Source organism: Streptomyces sp. NPDC058620, assembly GCF_042717135.1.
Taxonomy (GTDB): Bacteria; Actinomycetota; Actinomycetes; order Streptomycetales; family Streptomycetaceae; genus Streptomyces.
This window is the reverse complement of sequence record NZ_JBHXQO010000002.1, coordinates 76982-98529: the sequence shown is the minus strand read 5'-3', so window position 1 is coordinate 98529 and position 21548 is coordinate 76982. Positions and strand designations below refer to the sequence as shown.

Sequence of the window (21548 nt, the reverse complement as noted above, 5' to 3'; positions counted from 1 at the left end):
CAGGGGAAACATGAGCACCGTCAGTACCGTCAACGGCGGCATATCGTTCTGGTACGCGCAGGAGGGCACGCCCGCCCCGCGCGAACCGCTGCCCGGCGACGCGAGCGCCGACATCTGCATCGTCGGCGGCGGATACACCGGACTCTGGACGGCGTACTACCTCAAGAAGGCCGTCCCCTTCCTCAACATCACTGTCCTGGAAGCCAAGTTCTGCGGTTACGGCGCCTCCGGGCGCAACGGCGGCTGGCTCTACAACGGCATCGCCGGCCGCGGCCGCTACGCGAAACTCCACGGCCACGACGCCGCCGTCCGCCTCCAGCATGCGATGAACGACACCGTCGACGAAGTCGTCCGGGTCGCCGCCGAGGAGGACATCGACGCCGACATCCACCGGGGCGGCGTCCTCGAAGTCGCGTACACACCCGCCCAGCTCGCCCGGCTCAAGGCCTTCCACTCGGTCGAGATCGCCTTCGGCGAGACGGACCGCGTCCTGCGCGGCGCCCGCGAAACCGCCGAGCGCATCCGGATCACCGGAGCCGTCGGCTCCACCTGGTCCCCCCACGGCGCCCGCCTGCACCCGGCCAAACTGGTCAAGGGTCTCGCCGACACCGTGGAGGCCCTCGGCGTCACGATCCACGAATCGACGCCCGTCACCGAGATCAAGCCCAAGCACGCCATCACCCCGTACGGCACGGTCCGCGCCCCCTACATCCTGCGCTGCACCGAGGGCTTCACCGCAAGCCTCAAGGGCCAGAAGCTCACCTGGCTCCCGATGAACTCCTCCATGATCGCCACCGAACCGCTCCCCGCGTCGGTGTGGGACACCATCGGCTGGGAAGGCCGCGAGACCCTCGGCGACATGGCCCACGCCTACATGTACGCCCAGCGCACCGCCGACGACCGCATCGCCCTGGGCGGCCGCGGGTTCCCGTACCGCTTCGGCTCCGCCACCGACAACGACGGCCGCACCCAGCCCGCCACGATCGAGGCACTGCGCGACCTGCTCGTCCGCTTCTTCCCCACCACCGCGGGCGCCCGCATCGACCACGCCTGGTCCGGCGTCCTCGCCGTCCCCCGCGACTGGTGCGCCACGGTCACCCTGGACCGCTCCACCGGTCTCGGCTGGGCGGGCGGCTACGTCGGCTCCGGCGTAGCCACCACCAACCTCGCGGCCCGCACCCTGCGCGACCTGATCCAGCAGGACTCCGGCCAGGCGGGGCCCACCGACCTGACGGCCCTGCCCTGGGTCAACCACAAGGTCCGCCGCTGGGAACCGGAACCCTTCCGCTGGCTGGGCGTCCACGGCATGTACGCGGCCTACCGCACGGCGGACCGCCGCGAAGCCACCTCTCCCCGCCTCGGCACCGACCCACTGGCGAAGGCGGCGGACCGGATCGCGGGCAGGCACTGAGGTCAGCGCCGGCGCGCACCGCCGCCCCGGAGCGCGCGCCGGTAGCGGCCCCGGTACACCCGCTGCGCCACCAGCAGCAGCGGAAACAGGTGCCGCCACACACCCCCGGGCGCCCGGCTCGTCAATGACCGCAGGGTCAGCGTGACCCGGCCGTCCGGGGCCCGGCTCACGACGAACGCCTCCTCGCCGGAGACCGGGTGGCCCGGCAGCGTGCCGTACGCGAAACCACACCGGTCGGGCGTGTCGACGACGGCGACGACGAGCACCGGTTCGTGCACGGCCAGCGGCCCCCAGGCCGCCGTGATGCGGTACTCGTCCCCCTCGGAGACCCGCTCACCGGCGGCCCCCAGCGGCGTGACACCGAAACCGCTGCGCCGCTTGACCCCCCAGCGCAGCACGGCCTCGGACGCCGCCCGCCAGTCACTGTCCCCGTGCCCGATGACCACGGACCCCTCGTAACGCCGGTAGCCGGCGGCCCCCGTCACCCACCGCGCCTCACCCGGACACGTCGCTCCGGCCGGAGCGTAGGTCAGGGCACCGGCCGGGGTGTCCGAGGGCATGGGGGCTCCTGTCAGAGTGCGGAATCACCAAGGGCCCAGGGCGGACAGTGTCCGGCCTGGGCCCTTCAAGAGCCCCCTGTCGGATTCGAACCGACGACCTACGCATTACAAGTGCGTTGCTCTGGCCAGCTGAGCTAAGGAGGCATTCCGGAGCAGTGTAACCAACGTCCCGGCCCGGACCGGACGAGATATTCGAGTGTTCTGGACTACTGACAGATTCGAAATGGCCAGGTAGCGTCGCGGAAGGTTCACTCCGGTGGACCAGACCACTCCCATACTCGGATCGTCCGGCACGTTCCTGCCGGTAGAGGAGAAGTATCGCCATGGCTTCTGTCACGTTCGACAAGGCGTCCCGCGTCTACCCCGGCTCCACCAAGCCCGCGGTGGACCAGCTCGAAATCGACATCGAGGACGGCGAGTTCCTCGTCCTCGTCGGTCCCTCCGGTTGTGGCAAGTCGACCTCCCTGCGCATGCTCGCGGGTCTTGAGGACGTCAACGGCGGCGCGATCCGCATCGGTGACCGCGACGTCACGCACCTGCCGCCGAAGGACCGGGACATCGCCATGGTGTTCCAGAACTACGCGCTCTACCCGCACATGTCCGTCGCGGACAACATGGGCTTCGCGCTCAAGATCGCCGGTGTGAACAAGACCGAGATCCGGGCGAAGGTCGAAGAGGCCGCCAAGATGCTCGACCTCACCGAGTACCTGGACCGCAAGCCGAAGGCGCTCTCCGGTGGTCAGCGCCAGCGTGTGGCGATGGGCCGCGCGATCGTGCGTGAGCCGCAGGTCTTCCTGATGGACGAGCCGCTGTCGAACCTCGACGCCAAGCTCCGTGTCTCGACCCGTACGCAGATCGCCTCCCTCCAGCGCCGCCTCGGCATCACCACGGTGTACGTCACCCACGACCAGGTCGAGGCCCTCACCATGGGCGACCGGGTCGCGGTCCTCAAGGACGGTCTGCTCCAGCAGGTCGACTCGCCGCGCAACATGTACGACCGCCCGGCGAACCTCTTCGTCGCCGGCTTCATCGGCTCGCCCGCGATGAACCTGATCGAGGTCCCGATCACCGACGGTGGCGTGAAGTTCGGCAACAGCGTCGTCCCGGTCTCCCGCGAGGCGCTCACCGCCGCCGCGGACCGCGGCGACACGACCGTCACGGTCGGCATCCGCCCCGAGCACTTCGACATCGTCGAGCACGGTGGCGCCGCCGCGCAGACCCTCACCAAGGACTCCTCCGACGCCCCGGCCGGCCTCGCCGTCTCGGTCAACGTCGTCGAGGAGCTCGGCGCCGACGGCTTCGTCTACGGTTCCTCCCGCGTCGGCGGCGAGGACAAGGACCTGGTCGTCCGTGTCGGTGGCCGCGCCGTCCCGGAGAAGGGCACCGAGCTGCACGTCGTGCCGCGCCCGGACGAGCTGCACGTCTTCGCGACCTCGACCGGTGAGCGCCTCACCGACTGACCCCGCCGCACCGGCTGACGCCGTCGCACCACGTACGGCCCCCGCACCCCGCATCGCCCGGGTGCGGGGGCCGTTTGCGTGGCGCGCGATGTTTGGGGTTTCGATCTCGGCCGTCCACAAATACCCCGGCACACCAGGCATTTCGCCCACGTTCGTCAACCGGGGATTCGAAAAGACTCCTCGAACCATCCCCCGCAAGGGTGACGAAATGTCGCCAAATCATCACTGACCGCTACGCTCGCCTGCGTGACCCACACCGCGCGCCGCATCGGCCGAACTCTCGCTCTCGTCCTGCCTGTCGTCATGGTCCTCTCCGGCACCCTCGCGGTGACCCGCGTGCCGTGGGCGGCAGCCAACCCCGAGTCCCAGCTGCTGACCGCGGCTTCGGAGACCCTGTCCAAGCAACCCGCCAAGGCACGCACTCCGCAGGACATTCTGCGCGACAAGCTGCTCGTGGAGCTCCAGGAGAAGGACCCGGCCGTCGCGTTGACGGGCCTCCAGCGCGCCGTCGAGGCCCGCCCCTCGCTCGCCCGCCACTGCATGTCCATCGCCAGGGCGCTGGGCAAGGCCGCGGTCGAGCAGTACGGCCCGACGCGCGCCCACCGCTTCTCCCGCCCGGTCTGCGACACCTCGTTCGCCTCGGGCGTCGCCCGGTTCAGCTGACCGCCGACGCGATGGCACGGCATATCGTGCCTCGCATGCATACGTATCCGACACAGGCCGTGATCCTGGCAGGTGGCCAGGGCACGCGACTGCGCCCGTACACCGATGACCGCCCCAAGCCGATGGTCGAGATCCCCGGAACCGGGACCCCGATCATCGGCCATCAGCTTTCCTGGCTGGCCGCCGAGGGCGTCACGGACGCCGTGGTCTCGTGCGGCCATCTCGCCGAGGTGCTCCAGGACTGGCTGGCCTCGGCCGATCTCCCGCTCAACGTGACGACGGTCGTCGAGACCGAGCCGCTGGGACGCGGCGGCGGCCTCAAGTACGCCGCCGCCCGGCTGCCCGATCCGGACCAGCCCTGGTACGCCTCCAACGGCGACATCTGGACGCGCTTCTCGCTGCGCGAGATGGCCGCCTTCCACGCCGAACGCGATGCCACCGCCACCCTGGCCCTCGCCCGCCCCCGGATTCCGTGGGGCGCCGTGGAGACGGACGCGTTCGGGCACATCACCGACTTCATCGAGTCGCCGCCCTCGCCGTATCTGATCAACGCCGGCGTGTACGTCTTCTCGCCGACGTTCACCACGCTGCTGCCCGAGCGGGGCGACCACGAGCGGACGACGTTCCCCGGACTGGCCCGCGAGCGCCGCCTCGCCGGGTACCCCCTGCCGCACGGGGCCTACTGGCGGGCGATCGACACCGCGAAGGACCTCACCGAGGCGGCCAGGGAACTCGGGGCGCACACGGGCAGGTAGCGGTCTCCACGGGTACGTACGCGCTCACGCGGGAGGGGCGGTCACCGGATGTCCGGTGACCGCCCCTCCCGCGTGTCCGTCCCTGGCCCGCCCGTCTCAGCCGAGCAGGCCGCCGATCGGGTTGCGGCCACCGCCGCCACCGGTGCCGCCGCTGGTGCCGCCGCCGTCCGTGCCGCCCGTCGAGTCCCCGGCGCCGGCGGAACCGGAGGAGGTGGGCCCGGCACTGGTCGTCGGGGGCTGCTCCTGCGGGGTCGTCTGCTGCGGGGGCGCCTCCTGCTGGGTGGTCCCCTGCGTCTGGCTGGGCTGCCTGGTACCGGCGGCCGGTTCCGACTCAGGGACCGTGGCCGCGCCGGGAGTGGTCCGCTCCACCGAAGGTGCGGTGGAGGCGCTGGAACTGGACGGCGCGGGCCGCCGCTCGTCCGGGGTACGCGACGCCTGACGCTTGCCGGTGGACTCCCGGGGAAGCGGGGAGCCGGGCAGCTGGTTCGTCGGGTAGTCGTGCGGGCCCGGTACGGTCACGACCTCGCTGGAGCGGACCGCGCCGCCCAGCAGGGAGCCGACCAGCAGGGTCAGGCCGACGACGACGGTGGCGACGACCGTACCGCGACGCAGCACACGACCGCGCAGGTCCCAGATCGAGGACCGCGGGCCGAGCTTGCGCCACGCCTCCCCGGCGAGACGTCCGTCGACCGAGTAGACGGGAGCGCCCGCGATGATCAGCGGGCTCCAGGCGGCCAGGTAGATGATGTCGGGCGCGTCGTAGACGGCGACGGACCGCCAGCTGACCGTCACCAGGAGAGCCGCGGAGAGCAGCGCCCCGACCGAGGCGGCGACACGCTGCCAGAGGCCGAAGACGGTCAGGACACCGACGACGACCTGGAGGAAGGCAACGGTGAGTCCGGCACCGACGGGGTGGGAGAGGGCGAAGTCGCGGAGCGGCTCGGCGAGTGCCCAAGGGTGCAGCGAGGTCAGCCACTTGACCATGGAGCCCCGGTCGCCGCCGTCGAAGTAGACGGGGTCGGAGAGCTTGCCCATGCCCGCGTAGATCGTGATGAAGCCGAGGAAGACGCGCATCGGGAGCAGGACGACCCCGAGGTTCATCCGGCGGCCCGGGTAATAGGCGTGCCTGACGGGGTCGTTGCCGTGGCGCCGCTCCTGGGCGGCCCTGGTGTCGTCCTCGTCCTCGTCGTCGTACCCGTCGTCCGCACCGGTGTCGACCGGGTCGAACGCACCGACCGCCTGCCGCATCGGAGGCAACAAGGGCCCGACACGACCCCGTTCGGGCTGGTGGGGGGCGGTCAGCAGACGATTGGGCTGGGTCTCTTCGATGCGCGGGATGACCTGGGTGGCGCCCGCCGCGTGACCGCCGGAGAGCTCTGCGCCGAGCCCTCCCTCCAGCCGGCCCGCGGTGGAGTTCCGTACGGCCTGGAGGAGTCCGCCGGCTCCGGGATCACCCGGCTCGGACCTGCCGCTCCAGACGACGGGCGCCCTCCTGCGACGGCCCGCGGCACCGCTCATGGCGGGAATCCGGGCCGTGTCGGCGGCGCCACCGAGCAGCCGTGCACGCTGGCCCGGGGCGAGCTGCACCCGGAAGCTGGCGTGGTTGACGATGACCTGCGCGGGGTCGCAGTCCACCTTGGTCATGCTCAGGGCGGGTTGTTCGTCGAACCGAGGCGTTCTGGTGTCCACACTCATCTAACCGAGTGATGTGTGTTTAGGACACTGCCTTGACACGGCCGAAGTGTCCGAGACCCGTCAACAGTCTGTAGCGGTATGGGTATCCGCGTACGCGAGGCAGGTGGCGTAGTCCGGTAGCTGTCCGGCGGCTGCGGCTTCGGCGAGGGCCGGTGCACCGGCGTCCTTGTCGGACAGGGCGGGGCGTACGTCTTCGGGCCAGGCAATGGCGAGTTCGGGGTCGAAAGGTGAACGCCGCGCTCGCCACCTGGTGCGTAACCCTCGGAGCAGAGGCGTCACCGACCATCGGCACCGCACTCGGCTGACCCGCGCCAAACGTTCGGCGCGACGCCGGGCCCGCCTGCGCGGGCTGCTCTGAGCACGGCCCCGCCGCGTCACCACTCAGGGCCTGTCCGGTGGCACATCACCGGGCAGGCCCGTTGTCCGTACCGACCGGTTATGCCCGGCGGCGCGCCACCTCGTACAGCACGATGCCCGCCGCGACACCGGCGTTCAGCGACTCGGCGCCGCCCGGCATCGAGATCCGCACCCGGTAGTCACAGGTCTCGCCGACCAGCCGGCCCAGGCCCTTGCCCTCGCTGCCGATCACGATGACGACCGGACCCGCCAGGGCCTCCAGGTCCTCGACCGTGTGCTCGCCGTCGGCCGCCAGGCCGACGACCGTGATCCCGGCCTTCTGGTAGCCCTCCAGGGCCCGCGTCAGGTTGGTGACACGGGAGACCGGGGTACGGGCCGCCGTACCGGCGGAGGACTTCCAGGCACCGGCCGTCATCCCGGCCGCGCGGCGCTCCGGCACGACCACGCCGTGACCGCCGAACGCGGACACGGAACGGACGATCGCACCGAGGTTGCGCGGGTCGGTGACACCGTCGAGGGCGACGATCAGCGGGTCCTCGCCGTTGTCGTACGCGGCGGCGGTCAGGTCCTCCGGGTGCGCGTACTCGTACGGCGGGACCTGGAGGACGAGGCCCTGGTGGTTCAGGCCGTTCGTCATCCGGTCGAGCTCGGGGCGCGGGGCCTCCATCAGGTGGATGTTGCCGCGCGCGCCGGCGAGCTGGAGCGCCTCACGCACCCGCTCGTCGTTGTCGATGTACTGCTGGACGTAGAGCGTGGTCGCGGGGACACCGTCGCGCAGCGCCTCGAAGACGGGGTTGCGGCCGACGACCATCTCGGACGTGCCCTTGGCCCCGCCGCGGCGGGGAGCCGGGCGGCGGACGGCGGCCTGCTTGGCCTTGGCGGTCGCGATGCGGTTCTTCTTGTGCTTCTTACGGGCTTCGGCGGGCGGCGTCGGTCCCTTGCCTTCGAGACCACGGCGTCGCTGACCACCGCTGCCGACCTGCATGCCCTTCTTGTTGGACGTGCGGCGGTTCCTGCGCTGGCTGTTCCCGGCCATGACCTACCTGTTTCGTTGCTTCAGAAATATGTCTTCAAGTGAAAGTGTGCCGCCCGGAACCCCGGGCGGCACATTTGCGCCGGTCAGACCGGTGCGGAGAAGCTTGCTAGCGCGGCCCGAGGGTCCATCGGGGACCGCTGGGGCTGTCCTCGATGACGAGACCGGACTGGTTGAGCTGGTCGCGGATCGCGTCGGCGGCGGCCCAGTCCTTGCGGTCGCGTGCCGACTGGCGCTGATCAAGAACGAGCCGTACGAGCGTGTCGACGACACCGTGCAGGTCCTCGCCGCGGTCGCTCTCGCCCGCCCAGTGCGGGTCGAGCGGGTCGAGGCCGAGGACGGCGAGCATGGCGCGTACCTCGGCGAGGCGGGCGACAGCGGCTTCCTTGTCGTCGGCGGCGAGGGCGGAGTTGCCCTGGCGGACCGTGGTGTGGACGATCGCGAGCGCCTGCGGGACCCCCAGGTCGTCGTCCATCGCCTCGGCGAACGCGGGCGGCACCTCGGCGGCGGGCTCGACGGTCTCCCCCGCCTTCTCGGTGACGCGCTGCACGAAGCCCTCGATCCGCGCGAACGCGGACTCCGCCTCGCGCAGTGCCTCCTCGCTGTACTCGATCATCGACCGGTAGTGCGGGGTGCCGAGGTAGTAACGCAGCACGATGGGGCGCCACGCCTTGACCATCTCGCTGACCAGCACGGAGTTGCCCAGCGACTTCGACATCTTCTCGCCGGCCATGGTGACCCAGCCGTTGTGCACCCAGTAGCTCGCGAACGCGTCGCCGTACGCCTTGGCCTGCGCGATCTCGTTCTCGTGGTGCGGGAAGATCAGGTCGATACCGCCGCCGTGGATGTCGAAGGCGGTGCCGAGGTACTTGTGCGCCATGGCGGAGCACTCCAGGTGCCAGCCGGGGCGGCCGCGGCCCCAGGGCGTCTCCCAGCTGGGCTCGCCGGGCTTCGCGGACTTCCACATGGCGAAGTCGCGCTGGTCCCGCTTGCCGGTCTCGCCGTCGCCTGACGGCTGGCGCAGATCGTCCAGCTCCTGGTTGGAGAGCTCCAGATAGCCGGGGAACGACCGCACGTCGAAGTAGACGTTGCCGTCGGACTCGTACGCGTGACCGCGCTCGATGAGACCGCGCATCATCTCGACCATCTCGGTGATGTGGCCGGTGGCGCGCGGTTCGTAGGTGGGCGGGAGGCAGCCGAGCGCGTCGTAGCCGTTGTTGAACTCGCGCTCGTTCTCGTACCCGATCGACCACCAGGGGCGGCCGTGTTCGGCCGACTTGTTGATGATCTTGTCGTCGATGTCGGTGACGTTCCGGATGAACGTGACGTCGTAGCCGCGGTACTCGAACCAGCGGCGCATGATGTCGAAGTTCAGGCCCGACCGGATGTGCCCGATGTGAGGGGCGGCCTGGACAGTCGCGCCACAGAGGTAGATCGAGACACAGCCCGCTGTGAGCGGAACGAAATCACGGATCTTCCGGGCGCTGGTGTCGTGCAGGCGAATAGTCACCCCTCAAGGGTAGTGGGCCCGCACCAGTGCCCGGGCCCCTCGCGGAGGGTTGCGTGTGACACCCCGGTCCCTGGGCGCCGGTTCCGTCCTCGGGCACCGGACGGGCTGTGGTGGCGCCCCGGTCCTCCCGGTGGCCGGTCCGGGGCGCTCCGGGGCCCTTCGTGCACGGAGGGCCCCCGCAGGGGCGGGCGTGCGGCCCGGGTCGCTTACGTACCGGGTGCCGCGCCCGTCCTGGGGAGACACTCCGGAGGGGCCCCACCCCACCACCCACCGGTCAGGTGGACGAGCCCGGCGCGACCGCTCGGTACACCAGCGCCGTCGCGATGCCCGCGATTCCCTCGCCGCGGCCCGTGAAGCCGAGGCCGTCGGACGTGGCGGCGGAGAGGGAGACCGGCGCGCCGACCGCGGCGGCCAGGACCTTCTGGGCCTCCTCGCGGCGCTTGCCGATCTTCGGCCGTACGCCGACGACCTGCACGGCAACGTTGCCGATCTCGTACCCCGAGGACCGCACGATCCGCGCCGCCTCGGTGAGCAGCGTGACGCCCGAGGCTCCCGACCATTCGGGGCGCCCCGTGCCGAAGTGCCGGCCGAGGTCACCGAGACCGGCGGCCGAGAACAGTGCGTTGCAGGCGGCGTGCGCGACCACGTCCGCGTCGGAGTGGCCGGCCAGCCCCGGGCCCTCGCCCTCCCACAGCAGCCCCGCGCACCACAGCTCACGGCCCTCTTCGAACGCGTGGATGTCGGTCCCGATCCCGACCAGGGGGATCACGGGAGCCGGCTGCCGGTCAGAAAGCATCGTTCGCCCTCCGGCGTGCGAGAACCGCTTCGGCCAGCAGCAGGTCGAGCGGCCGGGTCACCTTGAACGCCTCTTCGTGCCCGGGTACGACGACGACCGGAGCTCCGAGCCGTTCCACCATGCCCGCGTCGTCGGTGGCGCCCTCGCCGTCGACGGCCGCGGTCGTGTGGGCGCGGACCAGCGTGTCGCGGTCGAAGCCCTGCGGTGTCTGCACGGCGCGCAGCCTGTCGCGTACGGGAGTGGCGAGCACCGGCTCCGGCTCGCCCCGGGGGCCCGGCTCGACTTCCTTGACGGTGTCGGCGAGCGGCAGGGCGGGTACGACGGCGGGCGCCCCGTCGCGTACGGCCTCGACCACGGCGTCCACCGTGTCCACCGGCACGAGCGGGCGGGCCGCGTCGTGGACGAGGACGACGGAGATGTCGGCGGGCAGCACGTCGAGGCCGAGCTTCACCGACTCCTGGCGGGTCTTGCCGCCGGGCACGACCAGATAGTCGGTGCGCTCGGGCAGCGCGTGTTCGTCGAGGAGGTTCTTCACCTCGGGCGCGCCGTCCGGCGGAGCGACGACGACGACCAGGCTCACGGCGCGGGACGCCGCCATGGCCCGGACCGCGTGGATCAGCATCGGGGTCCCGCTGAGGGCCCGGAGCGCCTTGGGCGCGCCCGGCCCGAGACGCACGCCCCGGCCGGCTGCGGGGATCACCGCGGCGGTGCGGGGAGGGCGCGATTCGTCAGGCGTCGGTGACATCGGTGACATCGGTTGCACTCCGAAGCTTCGGCAGGTTTGTTTCCACGGCCGACATGGGTATGGCCCCAGCGAGCCGGGCGGGACGCTTGACTTGACCAGGACCCTTCCGTGACACCTGGTCGAACGAGCCTCACCGGCCGCTCAATGCGCGCGCATGGCTGAATTGAGCTGGTGAAGAACGGCTGAAAAGGCACCGGTTTTGGAGCCGAACATGCCGCAGCGCCCGGCGACACAGCGTAAATACGGCTGGTCAGCGGGCACCGCGGCACATTCATACGACCGGTGCGATCCGTTTCAGGACGCGAGGACCTCGTCGAGCAGAGCCTCGGCCTTGTCCTCGTTCGTGTTCTCCGCGAGTGCGAGCTCACTCACCAGAATCTGGCGGGCCTTGGCGAGCATGCGCTTTTCACCTGCGGAGAGACCGCGCTCGCGCTCACGACGCCACAGGTCGCGAACCACTTCCGCGACCTTGATGACATCGCCGGAGGCGAGCTTCTCGAGATTTGCCTTGTAACGCCGGGACCAGTTCGTCGGCTCTTCGGCGTACGGTGCGCGCAGCACCTCGAAGACCCGGTCCAGTCCCTCTTGCCCGACCACGTCGCGCACTCCGACGAACTCCGCGTTGTCCGCCGGGACACGAACCGTCAGGTCACCCTGGGCGACCTTGAGCACCAAGTAGGTCTTGTCCACGCCTTTGATCTGGCGAGTCTCAATAGCCTCGATCAGCGCGGCCCCGTGATGGGGATAGACCACGGTGTCGCCAACCTTGAACGTCATGTGACAGGTACCCCTTCCGTGGCTATCCAGAGTAACACGAGAACAGCTTCTCCTGAATGGCGTTTTCGCAGGTCAGGGCATATCTCGGGGCTTGACAACAGCAACAGGAACGTGCTGCGGAAGGCTTCTGGAACGCGGTATTCGCAGGTCGGAGCGGCTGTGCGGTCGACGTGAAACGCGGGTGTCACATCTGCCGGAACCTGCTACGAAGGTGTCGAACGTCCCGTTTTGCCTGGTTCCAGATGATGAACTTTCCGTGTGCCGTTCGGAGATCGATCACCCGTACGGACGTAAGTGGTCGATGGTCATTGAAATTGATCAACGGTCGGCACGGGTGTGGATTATGTGCGCGGAATACGCCACGCCCGGAAATTGATCACCGGGGTTATGCGAACGGAGCGTGAATCGGCGCGGGCGCCGCCCGCTGGTCACACCCCGGATGCCGTAGGAGGCGGGTCGGGTGCGGGACGGGTGGCGCGGCTCGGTAACCTGAGCGCGCTGACACACACTTAGGGCGGCTTTACGCCGCTCGCCTCGCGTCCGCAGAGTCCGAAGTCCGCAGTCCGATCGTTCAAGGAGTTGCCGCCGCCGTGAGCCGCAGCCTTCGACACGGCGCCCTCGCCGCCACTGCCATCGTGTTCTCGATCGCCTCGATGTCCGCGTGCAGCGCGGGCAACGACGCACAGACGCTCCAGGTCAGGCCGGACAACGCAGCCACTGCCGTCGACAACATCAAGATCCAGAACGCGAACGTCATCACTCAGCCCGAGCACGGCGCCGAGGGTCCGGCCGTCGTCTCCGCCCTGCTGTTCAACAACGGCACCAAGCGCGAGGTCCTGGAGGCCATCACGCTGCCGGGCAGCGACACCCCGGTGAAGCTGCACGCCGCCAAGGGCGAGGGCCCGGTCGTCGTACCGGCCGGCGGCTCGGTCATGCTCGGCGGAAAGGGCAACGCGGCCGCCGTGATCGAGAAGGGCCACGAGGCCGCTCGCAACGGTGACGTCCAGACGGTCGTCTTCAAGTTCAGCGAGACCGGCGACGTCGAGCTCGGTGCCTCCGTCGTCCCGGCGACGAGCTTCTTCAAGGGCTTCGGCCCGAACTCGCTGCCCGCGCAGGCGAAGCCCACGCCCACCCGGACGACGCCCTCGGGTGCCGCCTCCGGGACGCCGGGCGCCCCGTCCGGCACGCCGACGGAGCCGGTGACCGGCTCGGCGAGCCCGGACGCCGCGGCGTCCGCCTCGGAGACCTCGGCGACGGGTCACTGACCCCACGTACGTACACGCGAGAGGGGCGCCCCCCGGCCGGGAGGCGCCCCTTTCGCATGTGGTCCGTTCAGCTGCCGGTTTACGGCTCGAACTTGTAGCCCAGACCACGGACCGTCACCAGGTAGCGCGGCGCCCCCGGGTCCGGCTCGATCTTGGCGCGGAGCCGCTTGACGTGGACGTCGAGGGTCTTGGTGTCGCCGACGTAGTCCGCGCCCCAGACACGGTCGATCAGCTGCATCCGGGTCAGCACGCGGCCCGCGTTGCGCAGCAGCATCTCCAGCAGGTCGAACTCCTTCAGCGGCAGGTCGACCTTGCCGCCGGAGACGGTGACCACGTGACGGTCCACGTCCATCCGCACCGGGCCCGCCTCCAGGGCGGCCGGGGCGACCTCCTCCGGCTCGCCGCGGCGGCGCAGGACCGCGCGGATGCGGGCGACCAGTTCCCGCGAGGAGAAGGGCTTGGTCACGTAGTCGTCGGCTCCTATTTCCAGCCCGACGACCTTGTCGATCTCGCTGTCCTTGGCGGTCACCATGATCACCGGGACGTTGGACCGGACGCGCAGCTGGCGGCAGACCTCGGTGCCGGGCAGGCCCGGCAGCATCAGGTCCAGCAGAACGAGGTCGGCGCCGTTGCGCTCGAACTCGTCGAGTCCATCGGGGCCGGTCGCCGCGATGGCGACCTCGAAGCCTTCCTTGCGAAGCATGTAGGACAGGGCGTCGCTGAAGGATTCCTCATCCTCGACGACAAGCACTCGGGTCACGGAAGAGCCTCCGGGGCAGGGAATGGTTCAAAGGTGTCGGTCTCGAACGGTGCCTCGTCGTCGCCGTTGACGATAAGCGGTCCGCCGGTGGTGTGTTCCCGTACGACACCCGATTCGGGCAGTCGCAGGGTGAAGGTGGAGCCCTGACCCTCGGAGCTCCAGACCGTGACCTCCCCGCCGTGCGAGGCGGCCACGTGCTTGACGATGGCGAGGCCGAGACCGGTGCCACCGGTGGCCCGCGACCGGGCGGGATCGACGCGGTAGAACCGCTCGAAGACCCGTTCGCGGTCCTTCTCGGAGATGCCGATGCCCTGGTCGGTCACGGCTATCTCGATCAGATCCCCGCCGGGTGCCACGATGCGGCGGGCGGCGATCCCGACGCGCGTGCGGGCGGGGCTGTAGTTGACGGCGTTCTCGACGAGATTGCCGAGTGCCGCGGCGAGCTGGCCGCGGTTTCCCCAGATGAAGAGGTCCGCGGTGCCGCCCGAGGCCATGGTGATCTGCTTGGAGCCGGCCTGCTGCCGGCAGCGGTCGATGGCCTCGGCGACCAGTTCGTCCACCCGGACGGGCTCGGCGTCCTCCAGCGGGTCGTCGTTCTGCACCCGGGAGAGGTCGATCAGTTCCTGTACGAGGTTGGTGAGCCGGGTCGCCTCGATCTGCATCCGTCCGGCGAACCGCTCCACCGCCTCCGGATCGTCCGAGGCGTCCATGACAGCCTCGGAGAGCAGGGAGAGCGCGCCGGTGGGGGTCTTGAGTTCATGGCTGACGTTGGCGACGAAGTCGCGTCGTACCGCCTCTATCCGGCGGGCTTCGGTGAGGTCCTCGACCAGCAGCAGCACCAGGCGTGAGCCCAGGGGGGCGACCCGGGCGGAGACGGCGAGCGCCTCGCCACGGCCCGTACCGCGCCGTGGGAGGTCCAGTTCGACCTGACGTATCTCACCGTCCCTGCGGGTGTCCCTGGCCATGTGGAGCATGGCGTCGACGGAGAGCCGGCCGCCGCGGACCAGGCCCAGCGCGTATGCGGCGGAGCTGGCCTTGACGACGCTGTCGCTCTCGTCGAGGACGACGGCGGATGAGCTGAGTACGGAGAGGACGGTGTCCACTCCGGGGGGCAGTGCTGCGTTGCCGTCGGGCCGCAGGGACGTACGCGTGGGTCTGTTCTGTTCGCGCTCGCTCCAGCGGAACGCCAGCATGGCGATCACACCGGTCAACAACCCGGCGATCGCTGCAGCTGCGGCGACCGCCGCGTTCACGTCCATGCTTCAAGGTTATGCGTGCTCGACAACTCTCTCCCAGCCATCCGAGTGCCATCTCGAACACTCGTCGCCCAGAGTTCACCGAGGAGCAAGTATCGGTTCACTTCTGCGGTCGGAACCCGACGCGTTCCACCCGCACCGTGGGAGCGTGGGGGTCGGTCCAAGAGACCCCGGCCTCAGTAAGGAAACTGGAGAGGGACTTCCATGCGCGACGCTTACCACGAGGAACTCGACTCGATCGGCGAGGGCCTGGTCGAGATGGCCCGGCTCGTCGGCTCCGCGATCGGGCGGGCCACCACGTCCATGCTCGACGCGGACCTGAAGCTCGCGGAGAGTGTCATCGCCGCGGACCAGAAGGTCGACGACCTCCAGCACGACCTGGAGGCACGTGCCATCGCGCTCCTCGCCCGCCAGCAGCCCGTGGCGACCGATCTCCGGATCGTCGTCACCTCGCTGCGGATGAGCGCCGACCTGGAGCGCTCGGGCGACCTGGCCCAGCACGTCGCGAAGCTGGCCCGGCTGCGCTTCCCGCAGTCGGCGGTACCGCACGACCTGCACGCGACCATCCTGGAGATGGGGCAGCTGGCGCAGCGCCTGATGGCGAAGGCCGCCGAGGTCATCATCACGAAGGACGTCGACCTGGCGCTCCAGCTGGAGCAGGACGACGACGAGATGGACCTGCTTCACCGCACGCTGTTCCAGCACCTGATGGACGACCGCTGGAAGCACGGCATCGAGACCGCCGTCGACGTGACGCTGCTCGGCCGTTACTACGAGCGTTTCGCCGACCACGCGGTGTCGGTGGCCAAGCGGGTCGTCTACCTCGTGACCGGTGAGCACGCCGACGACCTCCAGGCGGCGACCCCGAACCCGGTGGAGAGCGCGTAGCTTCCGCGCTCGGCACACACGCGGCGTGCGCTCCCCGTGCACTCTGGCGGGTGCGCGGGTCGCACGCGTGTTCTCCATGTGTGCGCCGTTGATGCGCCCGCAGGAGTGGGCATCCAATGGGATGGGGGCGGCACACCATGTCCGTACGCCCTCGTGAGCGCGTACGACCGAGGAGGAAGCATGGCCGATTCCCCCGTCAACGAACCCCAGCTGGAGGCACCGACCGAAGTGGTGCACCTGTCCGTGCTCGCCGCCTGCGGCTGCGGTTCGGGCTGCGGGTGCGGCTGCCAGTCGGGCGGCCCGTGCCAGTGCGGTGGCTGCTCCGGCTGACGGTCAGGTGTGGTGCGCCCCGCGACGGAAGTCTTCGTCGCGGGGCGGTGCGGTGCTGTGCGGTGTTGTGCTGTGCCGTGCTGTGGAGGTCTCCGTGCGCGGGCGGTGCGGCGGTCAGCCGACGGGCTGCCCGGCCCCCGCGCTCTCCACCTTCTCCGCCTTCTCCGTCTTCTCCACCTGCACCGCCGCGGCCGCCGTGGGAGCCCCGCTCTCCACGACCGTCGCCTCCCCCGCCACGTACTCCTGCGGCAGGTTCCGCGTCAGCAGCCAGTAGCCCGCTGCCGCGACCGTGCCCAGTACGGCGCAGGCACCCCAGAGCCACTCGGCGCCGTACCGGTCGATCACGAAGCCGGACATCAGCGGGGCGACCAGGGCCGCCGCCGACCAGGACATCGTGTACATGCCCTGATAGCGCCCGCGCCCCTGCGCCGGTGACAACTGGACGACCAGGCCCGTCTGGGTCGGCGCGTTGATGATCTCGGCGAGGGTCCACACGCAGACCGTCAGCGCGTACACGGCGATCGAACCGGCGAACGCGGTCAGCCCGAACCCGTACCCCGCGAGCAGCGACGAGATGACGAGCAGCTTGCGCGGGTCGCGGTACTGGATGAAGCGCGTGACCGGGATCTGGAGCGCCACGATCAGCACGCCGTTGACGGCGATCGCCGTACCGAAGTCCGAGGCGGAGAACCCGTCCGTACCCATGGCGACCGGCAGGCCGACGTACCCCTGCTGGAAGATCAGGGCGATCACGAACGACAGCCCGACGACGCTCATGAACCGGCCGTCACGCAGCACGGTGGAGAGCCGGACGTCGTCCTGGGCGGGGGCCTTGGCGCCGGGTGCGACGGGCGCCCTCTCCGGCCGGGACTCCGGGACCTTGATGAAGACGAGGACGGCGCAGACCAGGGTCATCGCGGCCTCCCCCATGAACCCGGCGAGGTAGCTGTACTCGGCGATGAACCCGGCCCCGGCGGACGAGATCGCGAAGCCGAGGTTGATGGCCCAGTAGTTCAGGGAGAACGCCCGCACCCGGTCCTTCGCCGGGACGATGTCGGCCATCATCGCCTGCACGGCGGGCCGCGAGGCGTTGCTCGCCATGCCGACGAGGAACGCCACCCCGGCGATGGCCAACGGGTGGACCATGAAGCCGAGCAGCGCCACGGACAGCGCGGTCGACACCTGCGCGATCAGCATGGTGGGCCGGCGCCCCAGCCGGTCCGTCATCACCCCGGCGCCGAGGGAGGAAATGACACCGCCCAGCCCGTGGAGGGCGGCGACGAGACCGGCGTAGGAGGCGGAGTACCCGCGGTCCAGGGTCAGATAGAGCGCCATGAAGGTCGCGACGAACGCCCCGAGGCGGTTGATGAGGGTGCTCGTCCACAGCCACCAGAACTCCCTGGGGAGACCGGCGACCGTCTCGCGTGCGGCCCTTCTGAGACCGTCGACAGACATGCGGAATTCCCCCCGGGGACGTACGGAGCCTGACGCGGACCGTAAGTGGTCCGATGGCACTCCGAATATTACGAAGCCGGGTTTCGCGTCCGCCACTGGATTGACGCCTCCCGTCAATCGACGCCCCGGACCCCGCTCCTGCGACCGCTGTCCGCCCTGTGGCCGGGCGCACGCGGGTCCCACGGGTTCGATTACGCTCGGACCCATGGCCGACGCACCGTACAAGCTGATCCTCCTCCGCCACGGCGAGAGCGAATGGAACGCGAAGAACCTGTTCACCGGTTGGGTGGACGTAGACCTCACCGACAAGGGCGAGAAGGAGGCGGTCCGCGGCGGTGAGCTGCTCAAGGACGCCGGCCTGCTCCCCGACGTCGTGCACACCTCCCTCCAGAAGCGCGCGATCCGCACCGCCCAGCTCGGGCTGGAAGCCGCGGACCGCCACTGGATTCCGGTCCACCGCTCCTGGCGCCTGAACGAGCGCCACTACGGCGCCCTCCAGGGCAAGGACAAGGCGCAGACGCTCGCCGAGTTCGGCGAGGAGCAGTTCATGCTCTGGCGCCGCTCGTACGACACCCCGCCGCCGCCCCTCGAGGACGGCGCCGAGTTCTCCCAGTCCGACGACCCGCGCTACGCGACGATCCCCAGCGAGCTGCGTCCGCGCACGGAGTGCCTCAAGGACGTCGTCGAGCGCATGCTGCCGTACTGGTACGACGGCATCGTCCCCGACCTGCTCGACGGCCGGACGGTCCTGGTCGCCGCCCACGGCAACAGCCTCCGCGGCCTGGTCAAGCACCTGGACGGCATCTCGGACGAGGACATCACGGGCCTCAACATCCCGACCGGCATCCCGCTCGCGTACGAACTGGACGCCGACTTCCACCCCCTGAAGCCGGGCGGCACGTACCTGGACCCGGACGCGGCCCAGGCGGCGATCGAGGCAGTGAAGAACCAGGGCAAGAAGAAGTAGCGCGTACCCGTACGCGATCGAGCCCCCACCCGCGGTGTGTCCGCGGGTGGGGGCTCGTTCCGTTGAGGTGCGGGGTGGGCCGGGGCGTTGCTCCGGTCCGGCCGCGCGGTTCAACGCGTATCGCGGAGGGGACGGAGCGTTGCACGCAACGCTCCGTCCGCAATCTCGGTCAGGGGGTGCCCCCGATGTCCGCCGGCCGCTTGGCGTCGGGGCGGGAGGGGCCGGAAGGGCGGGAGGGGCCGGAAGGGCCGGAAGGGCGGGAGGGGCCGGTAGGGCCGGAAGAGCGGGAGGGGCCGGTAGGGCCGGGAGGGGTGGCGGTATCGCTGTTCGTCTTCGTCGTTCCCCGCAGCAGTGCCAGTGACAGTGCCGCGGCTCCCGCCATCGTCGCCGCGGCTCCCACTCCCGCGTAGCTCATCCCGTGGGTGAACGCGTCGCGGGCCGCCGTGAGTACCGCGTCCGCCGTCGTCTCCGGCAGGTGGGACGCCACCGCCGTGGCGCCGCCCAGGGTTTCGCGTACCGCGTCGGCGTCCGGGAGGCCGGGCGGCAGGGTGTCCGCCATGTCCCGGCTGTAGACCGCCGCGCCGATCGAGCCGAGGACGGCCATGCCGAGGGAGCCGCCCAGTTCCTGGCCCGATTCGAGTACCGCCGCCGCCGAGCCCGCGCGCTCCGGCGGGGCCGCGCCCAGGGCGAGTTCGTTGGCCAGGGTCATGGCCGCGACCAGGCCGCCCGCGTAGACGGCCCCGCCGGTGAGGGTGAACCAGAGGGCCGAGTCCGTACGCACCTGGGTCAGCCAGAGGAAACCGCAGGCGGAGACGAGGAACCCGCCGCACATGACGTACGCCCGGTCGAACCGCTGCGCGAGTGCCGCGCCGGTCGGGGCCATCACCGCGACGCCCACGGCCGGTACCAGGCTCCACAGGGCCGCCTCCAGCGGTCCCATGCCGAGGACGGACTGCAGGTACTGCGTGAAGAAGACGGCCATGCCCACCGTGGCGAACATCGCCGTCAGGTTCGCGCAGACCGCGCCCCCGAAGGCGCGCTGCCGCAACAGGGCGAGGTCGACCATCGGGTGGGACAGACGTTTCTGGCGGCGGACGAAGACGTAACCGAGCACGAGCCCACCGCTGATCCCGAGCGCGGGCAGGGGCGCGTAGCCGTGCCGGGCGAGTTCCTTGATGCCGTAGATGACCGGGAGCAGAGCGGCCAGCGAGAGCACCGCGCTCGCCAGGTCGAAGGGTTCGCGGTCCTTGGACCTGAACTCCGGTACGAGGAAGGGGACCAGGACCACGAGGAGCGCCATCGCGGGCAGGTTGATCAGGAAGACCGAGCCCCACCAGAAGTGCTCCAGCAGCAGGCCGCTGACGACCGGTCCGAGGGAGACTCCCGTGGTCATGACGGCGGTCCAGACCGTCACCGCCGTGGCACGCTGCCGTGCGTCGTGGAAGAGGTTGCGGATGAGGGCGAGGGTCGACGGCATCAGGGCGGCGCCGCCGAGGCCGAGCAGGGCGCGTACGGCGATGAGCGCCTCGGCGGACTGGGCGTACGCGGCGGCCACCGAGGCGGCGCCGAACACGACGGCTCCGGCGAGCAGTACGGTACGGCGGCCGAGCCGGTCGCCGAGCGCGCCCATGGTGATGAGGAGCCCGGCGAGCACGAAGCCGTACATGTCGAGAATCCACAGTTGCTGGGTGGCGCTCGGCGTCAGGTCCTCGCTCACGTACGGGATCGCGAAGTAGAGGACCGAGACGTCCATCGATACGAGGAGCAGGGGCAGCATCAGGACGCCGAGGGCGATCCATTCCTTGCGGCCCGCGCGGGGGCCGGCGTGTGTCTCCATGGGTCCGTACGGAAGCGGCTCGGCGCGTACACCGCAAACCGCTCCCTAGTGCACCGGGTGCATAACCCTTGCCGCGCCCGGGAGAAGGCGTTGCGGTGCACTAGTACAGTGCCGCCATGGTCAGCGATCCGCCCTACCTTCGCATCGCCGCGGACATCCGCCGCCGCATCACCTCGGGGGAGCTCTCGCCCGGCGATCCCGTCCCCTCGACCCGGCGCATCACGCAGGATTGGGGGGTCGCCATGGCCACCGCGTCGAAGGCGCTCGCGGCGCTGGCGCAGGAGGGTCTGGTGCGGGCCGTGCCCGGGGTCGGCACCGTGGTGGCGGAGGCCCGGCGCGAGGGCAGGACGGCACCGGGCCAGGGACTCACCGCCGAGCGCATCATCCGCACGGCGATCGAGCTGGCCGACGCGGAGGGCCTCGGCGCCCTGTCGATGCGCCGGATCGCGACGGAGTTCGGTACGTCCACCATGGCCCTGTACCGGCATGTGCCGAGCAAGGCCGAACTCGTACGGCTGATGTCGGAAGCGGTGTTCACCGAGGAACCCACGCGTCCGTCGGGCGGCTCCTGGCGGGACCGACTCTCCGTGGAAGCCCGGTGGTTGTGGGCTCGGTACGAACGTCACCCCTGGCTGGCGCGGGCCATGGCCGCGCTCACCCGGCCGATGGTCTCGCCCCACGCCATGCGGTACACCGAGCGCGCCCTGGCCTCCCTCGCGGGACTGGGCCTCACCCCGGCCCAGATGCTCCACACCCACCTGACCCTGCTCGGATTCGCCCAGGGAGTCGCGATGGCGATGGAGTTGGAGTCACAGGCGCGGCAGGACACCGGCATGACCCCGGACGAGTGGATGGCGTCCAACGAGCCGCGTATGGAGGCCATTCAGACATCCGGGGCCTATCCGGTCCTCTCCACCCTCTTCGGTACGGATCAGTTCGACCTCGAACTCGGCACACTCTTCGAGTTCGGCCTGCAACGCATTCTGGACGGCGTACAGGTGCTCACCGACCAGGCCGCGACCCTATGA

At 70.3% G+C, this 21548-nt stretch carries 20 protein-coding genes and 1 tRNA gene; 9 read left to right on the top strand and 12 right to left on the bottom strand.

Annotated features, from left to right (window positions below):
• Positions 1-10 precede the first annotated feature (10 nt).
• On the top strand, positions 11-1411 hold the full coding sequence (locus tag ACFWSK_RS02820; protein WP_383781041.1) for an NAD(P)/FAD-dependent oxidoreductase: 1401 nt from the start codon (positions 11-13) through the stop codon (positions 1409-1411).
• A gap of 2 nt (positions 1412-1413) precedes the next feature.
• On the opposite strand, the gene ACFWSK_RS02815 is transcribed toward ACFWSK_RS02820, so the two are convergent.
• Together ACFWSK_RS02815 and ACFWSK_RS02810 are read right to left on the bottom strand one after the other, a co-directional pair.
• The gene (locus ACFWSK_RS02815; protein ID WP_383781038.1) at positions 1414-1971 is read right to left on the bottom strand and encodes a DUF1990 family protein; all 558 of its coding nucleotides are present in this window, start codon (positions 1969-1971) and stop codon (positions 1414-1416) included.
• Between the two features lie 70 nt (positions 1972-2041).
• Positions 2042-2115, bottom strand: a tRNA-Thr gene (locus ACFWSK_RS02810).
• A 179-nt stretch (positions 2116-2294) separates the two neighbouring features.
• Between ACFWSK_RS02810 and ACFWSK_RS02805 the strand changes: the two genes are divergently transcribed.
• The 3 genes from ACFWSK_RS02805 to ACFWSK_RS02795 all read left to right on the top strand — a co-directional run bounded on the left by ACFWSK_RS02805 (position 2295) and on the right by ACFWSK_RS02795 (position 4849).
• Positions 2295-3431, top strand: coding sequence for an ABC transporter ATP-binding protein (locus ACFWSK_RS02805; protein WP_383781036.1), 1137 nt, complete (start codon positions 2295-2297; stop codon positions 3429-3431).
• A gap of 246 nt (positions 3432-3677) precedes the next feature.
• Positions 3678-4094: a hypothetical protein gene (locus ACFWSK_RS02800; RefSeq protein ID WP_383781033.1), complete on the top strand. Its 417-nt coding sequence runs from the start codon at positions 3678-3680 to the stop codon at positions 4092-4094.
• Between the two features lie 35 nt (positions 4095-4129).
• Entirely contained in the window at positions 4130-4849 is a 720-nt protein-coding gene (locus tag ACFWSK_RS02795; RefSeq protein WP_383781030.1) for an NDP-sugar synthase, read from the top strand.
• A gap of 96 nt (positions 4850-4945) precedes the next feature.
• Here the strand turns inward: ACFWSK_RS02795 and ACFWSK_RS02790 are convergent, their stop codons facing one another.
• From ACFWSK_RS02790 to ACFWSK_RS02765, 6 genes are all read right to left on the bottom strand, one after another.
• Positions 4946-6544, bottom strand: coding sequence for a DoxX family membrane protein (locus tag ACFWSK_RS02790; RefSeq protein WP_383781028.1), 1599 nt, complete (start codon positions 6542-6544; stop codon positions 4946-4948).
• A gap of 436 nt (positions 6545-6980) precedes the next feature.
• Positions 6981-7937 (bottom strand): 23S rRNA (guanosine(2251)-2'-O)-methyltransferase RlmB, encoded by a 957-nt coding sequence (gene rlmB, locus ACFWSK_RS02785; RefSeq protein ID WP_383781025.1) that lies wholly within the window; start codon positions 7935-7937, stop codon positions 6981-6983.
• A gap of 106 nt (positions 7938-8043) precedes the next feature.
• Positions 8044-9444 carry a cysteine--tRNA ligase gene (gene cysS, locus ACFWSK_RS02780; RefSeq protein WP_383781023.1) on the bottom strand — a complete coding sequence of 467 codons (1401 nt, stop codon included), beginning with the start codon at positions 9442-9444 and terminating at the stop codon, positions 8044-8046.
• Positions 9445-9718: 274 nt separating this feature from the next.
• The gene (gene ispF / locus ACFWSK_RS02775) at positions 9719-10240 is read right to left on the bottom strand and encodes a 2-C-methyl-D-erythritol 2,4-cyclodiphosphate synthase (protein ID WP_383781020.1); all 522 of its coding nucleotides are present in this window, start codon (positions 10238-10240) and stop codon (positions 9719-9721) included.
• A complete protein-coding gene (gene ispD / locus ACFWSK_RS02770) occupies positions 10230-10994 on the bottom strand; it encodes a 2-C-methyl-D-erythritol 4-phosphate cytidylyltransferase (protein ID WP_383781017.1) in 765 nt (254 codons plus the stop codon). Before ispD ends, ispF begins: the two co-directional genes overlap by 11 nt.
• Positions 10995-11279: 285 nt before the next feature.
• Positions 11280-11762 carry a CarD family transcriptional regulator gene (locus ACFWSK_RS02765; RefSeq protein WP_006380568.1) on the bottom strand — a complete coding sequence of 161 codons (483 nt, stop codon included), beginning with the start codon at positions 11760-11762 and terminating at the stop codon, positions 11280-11282.
• Between the two features lie 590 nt (positions 11763-12352).
• Between ACFWSK_RS02765 and ACFWSK_RS02760 the strand changes: the two genes are divergently transcribed.
• Positions 12353-13027 carry a DUF461 domain-containing protein gene (locus ACFWSK_RS02760; protein ID WP_383781014.1) on the top strand — a complete coding sequence of 225 codons (675 nt, stop codon included), beginning with the start codon at positions 12353-12355 and terminating at the stop codon, positions 13025-13027.
• A gap of 79 nt (positions 13028-13106) precedes the next feature.
• Here the strand turns inward: ACFWSK_RS02760 and ACFWSK_RS02755 are convergent, their stop codons facing one another.
• Positions 13107-13787 carry a response regulator transcription factor gene (locus ACFWSK_RS02755; RefSeq protein WP_173314495.1) on the bottom strand — a complete coding sequence of 227 codons (681 nt, stop codon included), beginning with the start codon at positions 13785-13787 and terminating at the stop codon, positions 13107-13109.
• Positions 13784-15046 (bottom strand): sensor histidine kinase, encoded by a 1263-nt coding sequence (locus ACFWSK_RS02750; RefSeq protein ID WP_382737265.1) that lies wholly within the window; start codon positions 15044-15046, stop codon positions 13784-13786. The genes ACFWSK_RS02755 and ACFWSK_RS02750 overlap by 4 nt, the downstream gene beginning before the upstream one ends.
• Before the next feature lie 201 nt (positions 15047-15247).
• On the opposite strand from ACFWSK_RS02750, the gene phoU reads away from it, so the two are divergent.
• Positions 15248-15931, top strand: coding sequence for a phosphate signaling complex protein PhoU (phoU, locus tag ACFWSK_RS02745; protein ID WP_383781012.1), 684 nt, complete (start codon positions 15248-15250; stop codon positions 15929-15931).
• A gap of 180 nt (positions 15932-16111) precedes the next feature.
• Positions 16112-16261 carry a hypothetical protein gene (locus tag ACFWSK_RS02740; protein ID WP_383781010.1) on the top strand — a complete coding sequence of 50 codons (150 nt, stop codon included), beginning with the start codon at positions 16112-16114 and terminating at the stop codon, positions 16259-16261.
• A 114-nt stretch (positions 16262-16375) separates the two neighbouring features.
• Here ACFWSK_RS02740 and ACFWSK_RS02735 read toward each other — a convergent pair whose 3' ends face one another.
• Positions 16376-17716: an MDR family MFS transporter gene (locus ACFWSK_RS02735; RefSeq protein ID WP_383781008.1), complete on the bottom strand. Its 1341-nt coding sequence runs from the start codon at positions 17714-17716 to the stop codon at positions 16376-16378.
• A gap of 205 nt (positions 17717-17921) precedes the next feature.
• Between ACFWSK_RS02735 and ACFWSK_RS02730 the strand changes: the two genes are divergently transcribed.
• Positions 17922-18683, top strand: a complete 762-nt coding sequence (locus tag ACFWSK_RS02730) for a phosphoglyceromutase (protein ID WP_383781006.1) — start codon at positions 17922-17924, stop codon at positions 18681-18683.
• A 169-nt stretch (positions 18684-18852) separates the two neighbouring features.
• Here ACFWSK_RS02730 and ACFWSK_RS02725 read toward each other — a convergent pair whose 3' ends face one another.
• The gene (locus ACFWSK_RS02725; protein ID WP_383781003.1) at positions 18853-20520 is read right to left on the bottom strand and encodes an MFS transporter; all 1668 of its coding nucleotides are present in this window, start codon (positions 20518-20520) and stop codon (positions 18853-18855) included.
• 116 nt (positions 20521-20636) lie between these two features.
• Between ACFWSK_RS02725 and ACFWSK_RS02720 the strand changes: the two genes are divergently transcribed.
• Complete coding sequence (locus ACFWSK_RS02720; RefSeq protein WP_383781001.1) at positions 20637-21548, top strand: TetR/AcrR family transcriptional regulator C-terminal domain-containing protein; 912 nt, start codon at positions 20637-20639, stop codon at positions 21546-21548.